The following is a 17773-nucleotide window of genomic DNA, read 5'->3' as shown; positions in this document are numbered from 1 at the left end:
ATCGCAACAAAATTAACATTCAGCTCAATCATCGTTAGAATGGAATCAGCTTAAATTAACGTCAGATGGTCAATAATAATGAAATTTAGTGCAGTTGTGCTCGCGGCGGGTAAAGGTACCCGCATGTATTCAAACAAACCCAAAGTATTACATACCCTTGCAGGAAAACCGATGGTGAAACATGTCATCGATACCTGTCAGAATCTGGGATCACAAAATGTCCATTTAGTTTACGGGCATGGCGGCGAACTTATGCAAAGTACGCTTCGTGAAGAGTCGGTAAACTGGGTACTACAAGCCGATCAACTTGGTACAGGTCACGCGGTTGATCAAGCCTCTCCGCACTTTGAAGACGATGAAAAAGTCCTTGTCTTGTATGGTGATGTGCCGTTGATCTCAGATCAAACCGTTGAGAACCTGCTTGATGCACAGCCAACAGGCGGCATTGCCTTGCTCACGGTCGTACTTGATAACCCGATGGGCTACGGACGTATTGTGCGTAAAAATGGCCCTGTCGTCGCCATTGTTGAGCAAAAAGACGCAACAGAAGAACAGAAACTGATTAAAGAGATCAACACCGGTGTCATGGTCGCAACGGGTGGGGATTTGAAGCGCTGGTTATCGGGCTTAAGCAATGAAAACGCTCAGGGTGAGTATTACCTAACTGACGTCATTGCCGCTGCGCACGAAGAAGGGCGTGCCGTTGAAGCGGTACACCCTGCTAACCCGATTGAAGTCGAAGGCGTGAATGACAGGGCACAACTGGCTCGACTAGAGCGTGCATTCCAATCCATGCAAGCGCAAACTTTACTGGAACAAGGCGTGATGCTGCGCGACCCGAGTCGCTTTGACCTGCGCGGTCAGCTTCAATGTGGTATGGATGTGGAGATTGACGTGAATGTGATTATCGAGGGCTCGGTTTCCCTCGGTGATAACGTTGTAATCGGTGCGGGTTGTGTCTTAAAAGACTGTGAAATTGACGATAATACGATTGTCCGCCCATACAGTGTGATTGAAGGAGCGACCGTTGGTGAAGCATGTACCGTCGGTCCGTTTAGTCGCCTTCGTCCGGGTGCTGATTTACGTAATGATGCTCACGTTGGTAACTTTGTTGAGGTGAAGAATACCTGTCTAGGTGAGGGCTCTAAAGCCAATCATCTGACGTACCTTGGTGATGCCGAAATCGGCCAACGTGTAAATGTTGGTGCTGGCGTGATTACCTGTAACTACGATGGGGCAAATAAGTTTAAGACCATTATTGGCGATGACGTATTTGTGGGCTCTGATGCTCAATTGATTGCGCCTGTTACCATCGCAGAGGGTGCGACAGTCGGTGCTGGAGCAACGGTGACGAAAGACGTAGAAAAAGGTGAGTTAGTCATCACTCGCGCAAAAGAGCGTAGAATTGCTAATTGGCTGCGTCCAGTTAAGAAGAAATAGCGTTTCTTAATCGTAAAAAATGGCCTCATTATGAGGCCATTTTTTTTACTTATCCGTTAACCGAACAAGGCTTGATGAGCGTTAGTGACTAGGGATCGCAATGCGTTTTTCTAACCAGCGCACGGATTGAGATACCAGTAAGATCAACACTAGGTATTCGAGTACAAGGAAGGTATAAATTTCCAAAGGTAAGTACTCATTTACCACCAGCTCATTGGCACGGCGGGTGAGGTCACTGAGTCCGATAACACTGACGAGTGACGACATCTTCAATATATAGACAAACTGATTACCTAGCGGAGGCAGTATTTGCCGAAGAGCTTGTGGCAATATCACCAAGCGCATTTTCTGCCAATAATTAAGACCAAGAGACTCTGAAGCCTCATGTTGACCTCGACTAATCGCTTGAATCCCGCCACGAAAAACCTCTGCCATAAAGGCACTCTCTGCAATCGTAAGGGCGATGACGCCAGCCCAGAAATGATTGAGTGAGATATCCATCAGTGTCGGCAAACCATAATAAACCCATAGTAGTAACACCAGTACTGGAATGGAACGTACCACTTCTACATACACTCGATTAATGGATTTTAACCAAGTGTTATTGGACAAGGCGGGAAAGGCCACCAGTAGACCAATCGTCATCGCGAAGAGCATACTGAGTAAGGAAACATAAATCGTATCCTTAAAACCGGCCAGTAAGAATTTTATGTTTATCTGACCCTGTTCGGTGGTCGGGTTCAATACATACCAACCCCATTCGTAATCGGAACAGCCTGACAGCAACGGTAAGCACAGCACCATAACAAGTATTCGATAGCTCACAATCGTCCTTAAAATATCCTGAAAAATCCATCTGTTACTGCTATGTTATCAAGGATGAAGCATTTGTGTTTAATAAATTTAGGGATGATTTAATGAAGAAGTGGATACTGGGTGTTGTTATTGCCGTTTTATCTATCGGTCAGGTTTCAGCGCAAACCAGCCGGTTACAAGCTATTTTGGACACGGGTGTATTGCGCGTGGGTACCACGGGTGATTGGAACCCCATGACAATGAAGGATCCAGCAACTAACTCATACAAAGGGTTTGATATTGATGTGACTACTGAACTTGCTAAGGATCTCGGCGTGAAGGTGGAGTACGTTGCGACAGATTGGAAAACATTGGTGAACGGGATCACCGCGAATAAATATGATATTACCGGTAGTGCGTCGCTAAACATGTCTCGAGCTAAAGTCGCGGGTTATAGCCAGCCGTATTTTTATTTGGCATTCGTGCCGGTTGTTCAGAAAAAAGATGTTGAGAAATATTCAGACTGGGCTGATTTTAATAAACCTGATGTCAAAGTCGCAGCAACGCTCGGTACGGTACAAGAAAAAATGGTAAAGGATTTCTTCCCTAACGCAGAGCACATTGTTATTGAAGCGCCTGCCCGTGATTTCCAAGAACTTCTCTCTCGCCGAGCGGACGTGTCCGTCACATCCAATGTCGAAGCGGCGACACTTGTGACTAAATTTAAGCAGCTGGCTATTGTTCCGGTAAAAGAGCCACGTAAACCCACCCCTATTTCGATGTTATTGCCGCAAACCGATCAGGTGTGGATAAACTATGTTAACCATTGGGTTGAGTTGAAAAAGACACAAGGATTTTTTGACGAAACTGCAGAAAAGTGGGGCCTGAAAAGTCTTTAGGAAACAAGAGTAAAAAGGGCGATATTATCGCCCTTTTTTTATTTACTCATCATTCACGACGCGTGAGTTATCAGGAATTGTTAGCTCATTAGTTAGGGCTGGCGTTGCTATGAGGTACCCTAGCCACATTAGCGCTAGGCAACCTAAGATGACATAGCCAACGGCCGTTTGTGCCACGATAGCAAAAGTCGCAACAAGAGCACTCGCTAGGCTGCTAATACCGATCTGAATACTGTTTTGCAGACCAGCGGCTGTTGCCGAGCAATGGGGGGCGCTTGACAGTGCTCGGTTAACAACGATTGGATACAGGGCACCATTGGCAACAGCAAGTAAGCAAAATGGCGCTAGGATTGGCCAAACAGTGGTGAGTTGCCACTGACAAGCGACAAAAACAAGTAAGATAGCAACGGTTTCTAGGCCAAGTAACTGCTTTAATACTGTTTCATCACCAAGCTTCGCCACCAGCTTTTTGCCCATATAACCACCCACCATAAAGGCGATTGTTTGTGGGATAAAGCTTAAGCCAATCTCTTTACCTGAGTAGCCTAATTGACTCATTATCTCAGGCATCCCTGTTAGGTATGCAAAGAATGCCGCAGATGCAACCGCATACATTAAGACGTTACCCACGTAGTCTCTTGATCCTATTAAGCTTTTAAGATCCGCTGATACAGATGTCGATTTTTTCTTTGTTGAGGTGTGATCTTTTATTGATAGTGTCACAGCAGCAAGTAGTGCGCCTGTAATCGCCAGTACAACAAAAATACTGTGCCAACCCCAAAGCTCGGTTAACAGTACGCCCAGCTGCGGTGCTAGCGCAGGAGACAACGCGACGAGTGGCATGATGGTCGCGAATATTTGTTGGCTGGTTTTTTTATCAAATTTATCGATAACCATCGATTGCCAAATCACGGCTGGCGCACATACGCCTACGGCTTGCAGCATTCTTAGTGACAATAGTTGCCACACCTCTTGACTCCAAGCAAGGCCGATAGAGGCGATGGAGAAAATCGCTAAACCAGCAAACAAGGTTTTTCTGTGACCAAAGCGATCGCTGGCCAATCCCCAAACGAATTGCCCTAATCCCATACCGACTAAGAATACGGTCAAAGACAAGGCGATTTGTTCTGGGCCTGTTGAAAAGTCCTGCTCAATTAATTTAAACGCAGGTAGATACATATCAGTGGCAATAAAGCCCAACATAGACAGGATCGACAGGTAGATAAGTTGCAGCTTAGAGATTTTCATGACTATTCCTTTGAAATATTTTCACAGGAATGAGCTGTATACAGCCCATACTGTTTATGTGCTGTATTCTATTTTTGGAATAATTAAAAATAAAACGCTATATTTTGTGGTTATGAATCAAAATTTTTGAAAGGTAAGTTGTGTACTCTCGCCCCTCACTCGAAATGTTAGATATGATCGCTCGGCTTGGAAGCTTTAGTGCGGCGGCTGTCGCCCTTCATAAAGTCCCTTCAGCGATCAGCTACAGTGTACGCCAGATAGAGCAAGAGATTGGCACTCCGCTGTTTAGACGGCTTCCTCGTCGCGTTGAATTGACGCCAGCAGGAGAGGTGTTTATCGCCGAAGCAAGGCGGTTGTTACGGCAAATGGATGAGTTGACCCATCATACCCGTCGCGCAGCTTCTGGCTGGCAAAAGCGGTTAAAGCTGACCTTGGACAACATTGTGAAAGTCGACAAGCTCTCTGAGCTGATCGAAGACTTTTACGCAGAATTTGAGTCAGCTGAACTGCAGATCAATATGGAGGTTTACAATGGCTCATGGGAGGCGATATCAGAGCAAAGAGCCGATATTGTTATTGGGGCGACTTCTGCGATTCCTGTTGGTGGGGAGTATGGCGTGCGACCGATGGGAGACCTGACATGGGCATTGGTGATGGCACCAAATCATCCGTGTGCGATGGCAACCCATTTAGATGAAGAGTTTGCCAGTCAGTTTCCTGCTATTTGCCTTGATGATACCTCGCGAGTTTTACCCAAGCGTCATACGCGGCATAGCGATCGCCAGCGTCGCTTATTGTTGCCTAACTGGTATTCGGCGATTGAGTGCCTTAAAAATGGAGTGGGTATCGGTTACATGCCTCGCCACATCGCGGTACCGCTGATCAACGAAGGCTTGCTGGTGGAACGCGTAATAACGGGTGATTCGATAGATAGCCAATGTTGTTTGGTTTGGCGTAAAGATGAGAGTAATAAACTGATCCAATGGATGTTAGATTATCTTGGCTCATCATCGCAATTGCACTCAGACTGGCTTAGGTATTGATAGATTCATATTCTAGTTGCCCTTGATTAAAAATACCGCTACTTTGTTAGTTATTAATATGGTGTTCTGTAAGTTGGTGGTGTGAGATGTCAACGTTGGTCGATAGGAAATGGCAGCTTTTACCGATTGTCGCGCTCTCTGTTGTGATGGTAGGGGGCTTATATGGGTTCAGTATAACCTTAGAGCGTTTAGTTTATGAGTCAGTAAGCCGAAGTACGGAATCATTGCTGACGGATGTGATCTATGAGATCCATGAAGACAATCCCAGTTTTACCAGTAGTGGTCAAATTGATGACTATATTGGTGATCTGACCCAAGCGGATACGGATACTCGTATACAAGTGATCAATCATGATGGTGTAGTGGTTGGGGATACGGCTTTGTCTGACCGAGCGCTTGTTGATCTTGATAGTCACGCCAACCGTCCTGAATTTCTTCAGGCATGGAAGTTAGGGGCTGGAGAGGATGTTCGATTCAGCTCTGTACTGTCGGTTGACCTTCTTTATTCGTCTCGAAAAGTGAACATCGACCAGCAAGACTATGTTGTGGTGCTATCCGTGCCGATGCATCATCTAAAAAGTATGACATTTCAACTGATGAGTATCTTAGTTGGATTGGCGCTACTCAGTATTGCTATTCTTATTGGCACGTCGCTACTAAGCCACCGCCAAATTATACTCAGTGTGACAGCCGAGAAAAATAAACAAGATGAACGGATTCGTCAGCGCACGCTTGAGATAGAGTTGATGCATCGATTAGCCAATATGCTGGCGGCTTGTAATAACCTAGTTGAAGCTCAGCGGGTGGTAGAAGATATCGTGCCGCGTATTCTAGGTAAGGTTAATGGCAGTATCTCGTTGATGCGCTCATCAAGAAACCAGCTTGTGAATCAACTCGATTGGGGGGAGTCGTGGCCCGGCAGCAAAAGTTTTTCTCCAGATGAATGCTGGTCACTACGTAAAGGGCGCAGTCATTTATCGATTGAAGAGTTTCACCACCTTTCCTGCGAACACATGTCATCGATTGATAATAATCAGACGCTGTGCATCCCATTAACGGCACATGGTAATACGATTGGCATCATGCATTTGTACTTTGGTCAGGGTGACATTGGCGTTGATGAGCTGACGACACAACTCGCGTATAGTGTGGCAGAGCACCTTGGCTTGGCCTTGGCAAACCTAAGCTTGCAAGAAAAATTGCGTTCGCAAGCCCTGAGCGATCCACTGACTGGCTTGTATAACCGACGTTTCTTCGAACAAAAGCTAACGGAACATACCAACAATTCTGCTACTAGCAGTGAGTCTTTGTCTCTATTGATGTTAGATCTCGACCACTTTAAGCGTTTTAACGACAACTTCGGTCATGATGCCGGTGATTATGTACTTAAAGAGATCAGTTCTCTACTGAAAAGAACCGTAGCTGATGATGAAATAGCCTGTCGACTCGGTGGTGAAGAGTTAGCGGTGATACTGCCGCATTGCGATATGAATGATGCAACGCAATATGCCGATAATATCGTTACCCTTATTCGAACGATGCACCTAGAGCATAAAGGATTATCACTTGGGCAATTGAGTGTCTCTATTGGTGTTGCGACCTACCCTGAGCCCGCTTCTGATATCGAGGCATTGATTAAAATGGCTGACAAAGCGTTGTACTTAGCTAAAGACCAAGGTAGAGATAGGGTGGTGAATTATCAGCAGTACAATGAGTTTAAGTCTCCAGAGCTCGGATTGGTTGAGAATCAGTGATTCTATACTAGCCCGATAAAACCATAAAAAAACGCCTCGATAGACGAGGCGTTTTTGTGTATTCCCAATGCTAATAACGGGTCTTATTTGCCTTTAAGAAAGGAAAAATTGATACGATGAGTTATCGGTTTCATCTTTGCATTGATAGCCCAACTCCCTGAGGTGCTGTGAGAACTCCGCAAGATCGCTATCTTGCAACTCAAAACCACACAGTACTCGACCATAGTCCGCACCGTGGTTGCGATAGTTAAACAGGCTGATGTTCCAATGGGTGCCCAGTGTGCTCAGAAACTTCAGCAACGCACCAGGATATTCTGGGAACTCAAAGCTATACAATCGCTCTTTAAGTGGCTTAGAAGGCTTACCACCAATCATATAACGCACATGCAGCTTCGCCATCTCATCATCAGACAAGTCGACGACTGGATATCCTCCAGTGTCTAAATCTTTAATGATGCCTGCCAGTTCTTCCTGACCCCCAGCAAGACGCACACCGACAAAGATATTTGCCAGTTTGTCGTCATTGTAGCGGTAGTTAAACTCTGTCACCGCTCGGCCACCGATGATGTTACAAAACTCAAAGAAGGCACCTTGTCGCTCTGGTATGGTGACGGCAAGTAACCCTTCACGTTTCTCACCAAGCTCACAACGTTCTGATACATAACGCAAACCATGGAAGTTGGTGTTAGCTCCGGATAAAACCGTGCCGAGCTTTTTATCTTTGAGTGCATGTTGCTCAGCAAATTTTTTCAGGCCTGCTAATGCAAGGGCACCCGAAGGCTCAGCGATGGCACGGGTATCTTCGAAAATATCCTTCACCGCAGAGCAAATCTCATCACTGGATACCGTGATATGGCCATCAATGTACTGTTGGCATAAGCGGAAGGTTTCCTGACCAATAATTTTAACCGCGACACCGTCAGCAAACATGCTCACTCGATCCAAGGCTACGGGCTCACCAGCATCAAGCGCGGCTTTAAGGCAGGCTGAATCCTCTGGTTCGACAGCAATAATCTTTATCTCTGGCATGAGTTGCTTGACGAGTACGGCAACGCCAGCGGCCAAACCGCCGCCTCCTACAGGAACAAAGATATAATCAAGGTGGCCATTTTGTTGTAGCATTTCCATGCCAATCGTTCCTTGCCCAGCAATCACCAGTGGGTGATCAAAAGGAGGAACAAAGGTATAACCATACTCTGCCGACAGGCGTTCAGCTTCTGCTTTTGCTTCATCAAAGTTGTTACCATGAAGGACCACTTTTCCGCCAAAGCTTCTTACCGCATCGACTTTAATATCGGGTGTGGTCTTGGGCATCACAATCGTGGTGCTGATGCCCAATTTTGTACCAGATAACGCCATGCCTTGTGCGTGATTGCCCGCAGAAGCCGCGATCACCCCAGCATTTTTTTGAGCCTCAGTCAGGTTGGCAACCATATTGTAAGCGCCACGTAGCTTGAATGAGTGTACCGGCTGGCGATCCTCTCGCTTGATCTGCACGTGGTTATTAATACGCGCTGAGAGTCGAGGCATGTCTTGAAGCGGAGTAACGGTCGCGACTTCATAGACAGGAGCCCGCAGTACTTGTCGCAGGTATTCTGCGCCAGTGCTAGGGTAATGGTTGGCTTCACTCATGTCTTATCCCTCGAGCTTAGACTTGTCTCTTACCGCGCCTTTATCTGCACTGGTAGCCATACTTGCGTAGGCTTTTAGTGCGAGAGAAACGACACGTTCACGATTCGCTGGCTTCCAGCCGAGCTTATCTTGAGCGGCACGACGAGCACTCAGCTCTTCGTCAGAAATATCCAGAGTGATCGAACGTTCTGGAATATTAATATTAATGATATCGCCATCGTTGACGAGACCAATAGTGCCACCGCTTGCGGCTTCTGGTGACGCATGACCAATAGAAAGACCCGATGTGCCTCCTGAGAAGCGTCCATCCGTTAGCAAAGCACACTCTTTGCCTAGTCCCATTGATTTTAGGTAGGTCGTTGGATACAACATTTCTTGCATGCCAGGGCCACCCTTCGGTCCCTCATAGCGAATGATGACGACATCACCGGCTTTGACTTTACCGCCTAAAATACCGTCTACCGCATCTTCCTGGCTTTCAAATACCACGGCAGGACCGCGGAAGACTAAGCTTCCTTCATCCACGCCGGCTGTTTTGACGATACAACCATCTAAAGCAATATTGCCGCTCAACACTGCCAGCCCACCTTCTTGGCTGAAAGCATTTTCTTTGGTGCGGATACAGCCTTCTTTACGATCATCATCAAGACGATCCCAGCGACAATCTTGAGAAAAGGCTTTGGTGGTGCGAATACCGGCAGGACCGGCACGGAAGAATTTAAGCACCGCTTCATCTTCGGTTTGCATGATGTCGTATTGTGCCAGTTGTTCTTTCATTGAAAGACCAAGTACGGTACGAGTATCGCTGTTCAATAACCCTGCACGATCGAGTTCGCCAAGAATGGCCATCACGCCACCCGCACGGTGAACATCTTCCATGTGGTACTTCGGTGTGGATGGGGCCACCTTACAAAGATGAGGCACACGACGAGACATCTCATCGATATCATCCATATCGAACGCAATCTCACCTTCTTGAGCAGAAGCAAGCAGGTGCAATACCGTATTACTTGAACCGCCCATAGCAATATCCAAGGCCATCGCGTTTTCAAATGCAGCGCGATTCGCAATATTACGTGGCAATGCCGAGGCATCATCTTGCTCATAGTAGCGTTTCGTCAATTCGACGACGCGTTTACCGGCATTGATAAACAACTGCTCACGATCGGCGTGAGTCGCGAGCATGGAGCCGTTACCCGGTTGAGAAAGGCCTAATGCTTCCGTTAGACAGTTCATCGAGTTGGCTGTAAACATGCCAGAGCATGATCCACATGTTGGACACGCAGAACGCTCTACTTGCTCACTTTGCTCATCAGAAATAGTTGGATCGGCACCTTGGATCATGGCATCAACCAGGTCCAGCTTAATGATCTGATCAGAAAGCTTGGTTTTACCCGCTTCCATTGGGCCACCGGAAACAAAGATCACAGGGATGTTAAGGCGCATAGCCGCCATCATCATTCCTGGGGTGATCTTGTCGCAGTTAGAGATACAAACCATCGCATCTGCACAGTGCGCATTCACCATGTATTCCACAGAATCTGCAATAAGTTCACGTGATGGCAGTGAATACAACATACCACCATGGCCCATCGCGATGCCGTCATCGACAGCGATCGTGTTGAATTCTTTGGCGATTCCGCCTGCTTTCTCAATTTCGCCGGCGACCAGTTGGCCCATGTCTTTTAGGTGAACGTGGCCAGGAACAAATTGAGTAAATGAGTTCACGACGGCAATGATTGGTTTGCCAAAATCTTCGTCTTTTACACCAGTGGCACGCCAAAGTGCGCGGGCACCCGCCATGTTGCGTCCATGTGTTGTGGTCGCGGATCTATAAATAGGCATTGTACTCGTTCCTTATTTTTCAGCTGCGTTGCTGGTGTCGGCATCTTGAGGGTAAACGTAGTCAAGCCAACCCCATTTATCTTCAGTTGTGCCATTGAATAGGCCAAAGTAAGCGTCTTGCATGACTTTTGTGATTGGACCGCGTTTGCCTTCGCCAACCTCAATCTTATCGACAGAGCGGACGGGCACAATTTCAGCCGCCGTTCCGGTCATGAAAATCTCATCAGCAAGATACAGCGCTTCACGAGCGATGTTGGTTTCGCGAACGTCATAGCCCATGTCTTTGGCCATGGTCATAATACTGTCGCGTGTAATACCCGGTAGGATCGCACTGGTGGCTGGTGGTGTCATGATGATGCCATCTTTGATGACGAAGATGTTCTCGCCAGCACCTTCAGATAGGTAACCATCGACACTGAGAGCGATGCCTTCATCATAACCATGGCGACGAGCTTCACCACCAACAAGTAAAGAAGACAGGTAGTTACCACCAGCTTTTGCTGCGGTTGGGATAGTATTTGGCGCGGCGCGATTCCAGCTTGAGATCATAGCATCTACGCCATTGGCTAGGGCTTCTTCACCTAAGTAAGAACCCCAAGGGAAAGCTGCGATAATCAATTCCATCACTGAGTCTTCAGGAGGGCAGACACCTAAACCGACATTACCAACAAACCCGAGTGGGCGAATATAGGCTGATTCTAGTTTATTCTGACGCACGGTCTCGCGCGTTGCTTCCATGATTTCTTCTTCCGTATAAGGAATTGGGAAGCGGTAAATTTTTGCTGAATTCTTAAGGCGCTTTGCATGCTCTGGGTGACGGAAAATAACCGGACCTTTCGGTGTGTTGTAACAACGCACTCCTTCAAAAACTGACGTACCATAGTGCATCGCATGAGTCAGGACGTGAACGTTTGCCTCAGCCCATGGAACCATTTCACCATTAAACCAAATAAAATCTGCTGTACTTGTAGCCATTTAGCGTTCTTCCTTATGCACTTTGTTCTTGTAGGTTGTGATTGGTCAGCTGGTTAGTTTTGAGCTCAGTGACGTCAACAGTACGAATATCCCAGAGTTTTTCAATCTGATTAATCAGCGTAGAAATAGGACGATCACTATCAACGATAATTTCTACACTGGCAATCTTGCTTTCATGATTTTGTGTTGCAGCGACTTGCTTGATGATAAACCCGCGGTGGCGAATGACGCGCAGTACTCGTTCAAGTAGGACGCTTTTATCATCGGCTTTAATGTCTAGTAGGTATCGGTTCATTAGGTGTTCTCCAACATCTCGCTGTTTGAGGCACCTGGTGGTACCAATGGCCATACATTCTCTTCTTCATCGATGAGGACATGAAGAAGGTATGCGGTCTTGCTTGCTAGCATTTCTTTCAATGCCGGCTCGACTTCTTCTTTTCGAGTAATGGTTTTGCCTGGAATATCGAACGCTTTAGCCAGCATCACGAAATCAGGGTTGTCATCTAGGATGGTTTCACTGTGTCGACCATCAAAAAAGAGTGACTGCCATTGTCTTACCATACCCAAGCGGTGGTTATTCAAGAGCACCATTTTTACAGGGATTTGGCGACGCTTAAGCGTGCCTAGCTCTTGGACATTCATCATGAATGAGCCATCACCTGAGATTAGGATAGATTGATCGTCAGGTCGACCTACTGCTGCGCCCATAGCTGCTGGCAGTCCAAAGCCCATGGTGCCCAGCCCGGCAGAAGTAATGAAGTTCTCCGGCATTCTTGGCTGAATGTGCTGTGCAGCCCACATCTGGTGTTGGCCTACGTCGGTCGAGACAATCGAAGACTCTGGCATCATGTCGGATAATTGCTTCAGAAGTAGTGGAGCAAAAATCAGGTCGCCTGGGTGGTCATAGCGCCATTTAAATCCGCTGCGTAGGCTTTCACTATGGTGAACCCATGGTGCCAGGTCTTTCGACAGCTCAAGCTGAGGTAAAATAACATTGATATCGCCACGCAATGCGGCATGGGCTGTTCTCAGTTTATTAAACTCAGCAGCATCGATATCGATGTGAATGACCTTAGCATGTGGTGCAAATGTATCCAGCTTACCTGTCACTCGATCATCAAACCGCGCGCCGACGACGATAAGCAAGTCGCTTTTTTGTACGACTAGGTTTGCCGCTTTGGTGCCGTGCATACCGAGCATGCCTAGATAATGTGGATCGTGTCGCTCAACCGTACCCAACCCTTTAAGTGTGCTCACACATGGCATCGGGTTTAGGCGCAAAAACTCACGAACCGACTCTGTGGCATCCGCTAACTGTACCCCACCGCCTACGTACAATACTGGACGAGAACTTTGGTTGAGGATTTGTTGTGCCAGTTGCATTTGTTCCGGGCTTGCGACGGGAATAGCTGGAGGTGTGAAAGCGGGCAGCACATCAACAGGCGTTTGAGCAAGTTGAACATCTTTCGCTATATCAACAATAACCGGGCCAGGTCGTCCTGTTTTTGCCACCTCAAATGCTTCAGCAAGTGTAGGAGCAAGGTCATGGATGTCGGTCACTAGATAGCTATGCTTGGTACAAGAAAGTGACATACCAATCACATCCATTTCTTGGAAAGCATCGGTACCAATATGAGAGCTGGCAACTTGGCCTGTTATGGCGACGAGAGGGACGGAGTCAAGGAAAGCATCGGCAAGGCCGGTAACGAGGTTAGTGGCGCCTGGGCCTGAAGTGGCCATACATACAGCGACATCCTTAGTCGCTCTAGCCATTCCGATGGCTGCCATGGCTGCGCCTTGCTCGTGTCGGCAAAGAATGTGTTCTACACCGCCATCATAAAGCGCATCGTAGATGGGCATTATTGCCCCACCGGGATAACCAAACACAGTCTTAATACCTTGTTGCGCTAGCGCTGCAACAACTAATTCAGCTCCTGTCATTGCTTCCTCCTTGTAGACCGCATAATGAGTAGCGGTTTTTTATCGTTCGACTGCACATAGTGTGCCCCCATATTCTTCCGTTTTTATCATCTTTACGAGACTGGACTCGCTTTCGTGATCGTCATCAAATTTTTGTTTTACAACTTGTAAAAAAACCCCCGGACTTTTCAGTGCGGGGGTTTTTAGAATCTTGCGGCTATTTTCCGCCCATATTCCCCCGTGTGTTCCTAATCAGGACCACAATAATCAGGGTAATCAGAGTGTGAGCGTAAGCACTAAAAGTCATTTCTAATATCTAATCGTTTGCTTTATGTTGAACGAAAATGTCTGCGTCCTTAGTGGTATCACATATTTCTGTTACCTGACAAGCAAAACCTCATTCTTTTTTCACATTTAATCAGCATCAAATCAGGCTATATAACATGTTCTATTTATAAAACTCTGCTTTTTGATGGGTTTAACTGACTAATTTAGGTGAAAAAAGGAAATTCATGGGATTATCGATTATTTACAGCCGTGCCAGTGTTGGGGTGGAAGCACCGTTAGTAACGGTAGAGGTGCATATCAGTAATGGTATGCCAGGTTTTACCTTGGTTGGGTTGCCTGAGACAACAGTAAAAGAATCTAAAGACAGGGTTCGTAGCGCCATTATTAATTCTCGTTTTGAATTCCCTGCAAAACGGATCACCGTTAATTTAGCGCCGGCTGATCTGCCTAAAGAAGGGGGGCGTTTTGATCTGCCGATTGCATTGGGTATTTTGGCTGCTTCGGATCAATTGCCCAAGACCTTGTTGCAACAGCATGAGTTTATTGGTGAGTTGGCATTGTCGGGCTCGTTGCGGTCCGTTAAAGGCGTGTTACCTGCAGCATTGGCCTCGGATAAATCAGCTCGCCAACTTATCGTACCGGAAGGGAATGCCAATCAAGCGGCTTTGGTTGGTAAAGACAAGCATAAATCGGCGTCCGGGTTACTAGAGGTGTGCGCTCATTTAATGGGACAACAAGCCTTGACGCTGGCCACTTCGCCGCCACTCAAGACGCTGGCGGAGGATGTACGCGATCTACAAGACATTATTGGGCAGCAGCAAGGTAAACGGGCGCTGGAGATTGCGGCGGCAGGAAATCACAACCTATTGTTTCTTGGACCGCCAGGGACAGGTAAAACGATGCTTGCTTCTCGACTGCGTGATTTATTGCCGATGATGAGTGATGAAGAAGCGATCGAGACGGCCTCTGTTGGCTCTCTTACTCAGCAAGAAATCAATGAGGATAATTGGAAGCAAAGGCCTTTCCGATCGCCACACCACTCTAGTTCAATGGCCGCGCTGGTGGGCGGGGGAACCATACCAAGACCAGGAGAAATATCTTTAGCACACAATGGGTTGTTGTTTCTTGATGAAATGCCAGAGTTTGAGCGTAAGGTGCTGGATTCCTTGCGAGAGCCTTTGGAATCGGGTGAAATTGTTATTTCCCGAGCGCAGGGGAAGACTCGCTTTCCCGCTCGATTTCAGTTAGTGGGGGCATTGAACCCTAGCCCAACTGGCTACTACGATGAGAATCAAGCTAGGGTGGCACCGCAAGCAATACTTCGTTATTTAGGGCGATTATCCGGCCCCTTATTGGATCGTTTTGATATGTCGATTGAGATCCCCTTATTGCCCAAGGGTGTGTTGGCGGAGGGGGGCGATCGGGGAGAATCAACCACACAAGTCAAAGCACGAGTGATTGAAGCCAGAACTAAGATGGTGACTCGCTCTGGCAAAGCCAATGCCTTATTACAAAGCCGAGAGATTGAACGCTACTGTCATCTTGCCAAGTCAGACGCTGAGTTTTTGGAAAATGCATTACACCGTTTAGGGTTGTCTATTCGCGCCTATCATCGAATCATTAAAGTCGCTCGAACCATCGCTGACCTATCGAATGAACCGGATATTCAACGGGCTCATTTAGCCGAAGCGTTGGGGTATCGAGCGATGGACCGACTATTAAAACAACTGACGGCACAAGCGGTATAAAATAGACATCGTCTTTTTTGTTTATTAATTTAAAAATTAACACGTTAAAAAGAGAAGTTCATGCCAACGGAGGTGATCCAATCTGATGAATCATAAAAGGCGATCGAGGAGTCTGTCGCATTGTAGCCAGACAATGAAATGAGCGAAAGGGTATCGATATTCCACAATGATAAATACTCGTATGCGAAAAACCCGCTGTACTTTTCATCGATTCGCCTTGATTGCTCGAAGATAGTGTTTTGGCCTTTATATTCGTGATTCATGTAGCTTAATGTGGCAGCAAAACTATGCTGATCATAAATAAACAGTGTGGTGAGCTCGGTCCCAACACCTTGATTCCTTAAGGATGAACCTTGACTGTCATCATTGAGGTAAATCAACGATGGAAACAGTGTCCACTGCTCCGTGGCTGATAGGGTATAAGAGCCCTTTGCATAGTAAAGGTCGCTGTTCCGATTGAAGTCTTTTGCGTACACATTTGTAAGGTTATAGGCGGATCGTTCTTCATCGATAACTCGAGTGCCATAGGCCATATCTAGAGTGAAAGGGGTGCCGGCAATATTTTCATACTGAAAGCGAAATGCATCGCCAGTGGCCTCTGCCGCTTTTAATTGGCTCGACTCCACATAAGGGTTACTCCAGATGGGTTCTCCGATAACGGTTGGGAGATAAGAAAACGTCATGACACTAGTGTCTGGCAATTGTTGCCGATATCCGCCTTCGAGGATGAACGTGCCCACCGCGATGTCATTCCGTGAGCTACCAATAAACCATTCTTTGTCTAATTGAGTGCCGTAGGTATACCGTAATGTCCCTAAAGGAAGCCAGAATTCATCATGAGCCTCGGTCGTTGACGTTATTGCCGGGTCATTACTGGCAACAAGGTTCGACTTCTCACCGATGATTGCGTTGCTCAAAGAAAGTTCACCGCTAAAGCCTGAGGTATCTCGCAGTGCAGCATAAGTTGGAATAGTTAGGGTTGAGGATATGAAGGCGATAATCATCCAGTGTGAGCGAGGCATATATGGGATCTGGTCGGTTCAAAGGGGGCTAAGATTACGCCGTTCGTTGGTATTTACCATTGATTTTAGTCACATTTATAAAATAAAAAATGGCTTAGATTGTTAATTCTAAACCATTGATTTATCTTGTTTATAGTGTGGTAGTGAATGATTGGTCGGGTGATTAGAACTCCCAGTTCACACCCACGGCCGTGATCCAGTTTTGTTCTTCATAAAAGGCAATATTAGAGGTGCTATTGGTGAAGCCACTGAATGCAACCAACGAGACATTGTCCGAATAGAAGATGCCCGGATACTCATAAGCAAGGAAGGCTTTCCACTCATCATCGCTACGGGTCACGTCGTAAATCGGGTTGGCGGCATCGAAGTCACGTTTGAGGTAGCCGACGGTTAGTGCCAACTTGTGGTTCCCAAGAGACATAAAAGACGAAATCTCAGCCCCATAGGTGTTGTGCTTCATTGCACTACCCTCTGCATCTTGCTGCGTGTAAATAAGAGCAGGATAGAGCAAGACTTCGCGACTGATAGGTAGCATCATTTTAAACTTACCATAGAGGATATCAGCATTGCGGTTGAGCATCTGAGCTTGTTCATCCGTTAGGCCTACACTCGCATCTTGCCCCGACTTTTCTTCGTCAAGTTCACGCTTACCATAGGCTAAATCGAGGCTGAATAAAGACCCTGCAATATTGTCGATCTGCATACGGTATGCAGTGCCCTTCTCATTGGTGGTACTTCGGGTGCCATCCATATATGGGTCTTTCCATACCTCGCCTTCCAGTATGGTTGGTAAAATAGCAAAACTGATTTTAGTACGGTCTTTGAAAAGATATTTATAACCCGCTTCGAGTGCAACGGTACCGACCGCGATATCGGCTCGAGAGGTACCTAAGAAAACCTGATGGTTTGACGCTGAGCCAAATGTATATTGCACGTTACCTAACGGGAGAACGAGGGCACCACTGTCTTCTTGTTGGCCGCCGGTATATACACGGTAATCGTCATCGGTATTCGTGAGGTTGGATGTTTTACTGCTGTAAGCCGCGTTGATGGCAATCTCACCACTGAAGCCATTGCTCTCGCCTAACTTGGCAACAGCGGTTGTTGATACGAGACTGACTGCAACCGCTAAGACACTCCATGTCGGTTTCATATTGGTTCCTT

14 protein-coding genes are annotated in these 17773 nt (G+C 46.9%); 5 read left to right on the top strand and 9 right to left on the bottom strand.

From position 1 onward, the window contains the following. Positions 1–78: 78 nt before the first annotated feature. Positions 79–1440 (top strand): bifunctional UDP-N-acetylglucosamine diphosphorylase/glucosamine-1-phosphate N-acetyltransferase GlmU, encoded by a 1362-nt coding sequence (gene glmU / locus AB4405_RS04560; protein ID WP_372059826.1) that lies wholly within the window; start codon positions 79–81, stop codon positions 1438–1440. Positions 1441–1521: 81 nt separating this feature from the next. Here glmU and AB4405_RS04555 read toward each other — a convergent pair whose 3' ends face one another. Continuing rightward, entirely contained in the window at positions 1522–2265 is a 744-nt protein-coding gene (locus AB4405_RS04555) for an amino acid ABC transporter permease (protein WP_102470027.1), read from the bottom strand. Positions 2266–2357: 92 nt separating this feature from the next. On the opposite strand from AB4405_RS04555, the gene AB4405_RS04550 reads away from it, so the two are divergent. Continuing rightward, positions 2358–3134 (top strand): transporter substrate-binding domain-containing protein, encoded by a 777-nt coding sequence (locus tag AB4405_RS04550; protein ID WP_102470028.1) that lies wholly within the window; start codon positions 2358–2360, stop codon positions 3132–3134. Positions 3135–3176: 42 nt separating this feature from the next. On the opposite strand, the gene punC is transcribed toward AB4405_RS04550, so the two are convergent. Next, positions 3177–4382 (bottom strand): purine nucleoside transporter PunC, encoded by a 1206-nt coding sequence (gene punC, locus AB4405_RS04545; protein ID WP_102470029.1) that lies wholly within the window; start codon positions 4380–4382, stop codon positions 3177–3179. 140 nt (positions 4383–4522) lie between these two features. Between punC and punR the strand changes: the two genes are divergently transcribed. Together punR and AB4405_RS04535 are read left to right on the top strand one after the other, a co-directional pair. Beyond that, positions 4523–5425 (top strand): DNA-binding transcriptional activator PunR, encoded by a 903-nt coding sequence (gene punR / locus AB4405_RS04540; RefSeq protein ID WP_372059825.1) that lies wholly within the window; start codon positions 4523–4525, stop codon positions 5423–5425. An 86-nt stretch (positions 5426–5511) separates the two neighbouring features. Next, entirely contained in the window at positions 5512–7179 is a 1668-nt protein-coding gene (locus AB4405_RS04535; protein WP_372059824.1) for a diguanylate cyclase, read from the top strand. A gap of 93 nt (positions 7180–7272) precedes the next feature. On the opposite strand, the gene ilvA is transcribed toward AB4405_RS04535, so the two are convergent. The 5 genes from ilvA to ilvG are packed head-to-tail and all read right to left on the bottom strand — an operon-like array spanning position 7273 to position 13572. Continuing rightward, positions 7273–8811: a threonine ammonia-lyase, biosynthetic gene (gene ilvA, locus AB4405_RS04530; protein ID WP_372059823.1), complete on the bottom strand. Its 1539-nt coding sequence runs from the start codon at positions 8809–8811 to the stop codon at positions 7273–7275. A gap of 3 nt (positions 8812–8814) precedes the next feature. Then, positions 8815–10656, bottom strand: a complete 1842-nt coding sequence (gene ilvD / locus AB4405_RS04525; RefSeq protein WP_372059822.1) for a dihydroxy-acid dehydratase — start codon at positions 10654–10656, stop codon at positions 8815–8817. A 12-nt stretch (positions 10657–10668) separates the two neighbouring features. Beyond that, positions 10669–11631 (bottom strand): branched-chain amino acid transaminase, encoded by a 963-nt coding sequence (locus tag AB4405_RS04520; protein ID WP_102470034.1) that lies wholly within the window; start codon positions 11629–11631, stop codon positions 10669–10671. Between the two features lie 13 nt (positions 11632–11644). Next, positions 11645–11926, bottom strand: coding sequence for an acetolactate synthase 2 small subunit (ilvM, locus tag AB4405_RS04515; protein WP_102470035.1), 282 nt, complete (start codon positions 11924–11926; stop codon positions 11645–11647). Further along, complete coding sequence (ilvG, locus tag AB4405_RS04510) at positions 11926–13572, bottom strand: acetolactate synthase 2 catalytic subunit (protein ID WP_372059821.1); 1647 nt, start codon at positions 13570–13572, stop codon at positions 11926–11928. Before ilvG ends, ilvM begins: the two co-directional genes overlap by 1 nt. A 491-nt stretch (positions 13573–14063) precedes the next feature. Between ilvG and AB4405_RS04505 the strand changes: the two genes are divergently transcribed. Further along, positions 14064–15587 carry a YifB family Mg chelatase-like AAA ATPase gene (locus tag AB4405_RS04505; RefSeq protein WP_372059820.1) on the top strand — a complete coding sequence of 508 codons (1524 nt, stop codon included), beginning with the start codon at positions 14064–14066 and terminating at the stop codon, positions 15585–15587. Positions 15588–15631: 44 nt separating this feature from the next. Here the strand turns inward: AB4405_RS04505 and AB4405_RS04500 are convergent, their stop codons facing one another. Next, entirely contained in the window at positions 15632–16609 is a 978-nt protein-coding gene (locus tag AB4405_RS04500) for a DUF2860 family protein (protein ID WP_372059819.1), read from the bottom strand. Between the two features lie 163 nt (positions 16610–16772). Then, a complete protein-coding gene (locus tag AB4405_RS04495; protein WP_372059818.1) occupies positions 16773–17762 on the bottom strand; it encodes a DUF2860 domain-containing protein in 990 nt (329 codons plus the stop codon). Between the last annotated feature and the right edge of the window lie 11 nt (positions 17763–17773).

Origin of the sequence: Vibrio sp. 10N.261.51.F12 (assembly GCF_041471725.1) — a bacterium.
GTDB lineage: Bacteria > Pseudomonadota > Gammaproteobacteria > Enterobacterales > Vibrionaceae > Vibrio.
The sequence above is the reverse complement of the archived record's forward strand: the minus strand, read 5'-3'. Positions and strand labels throughout refer to the sequence as shown.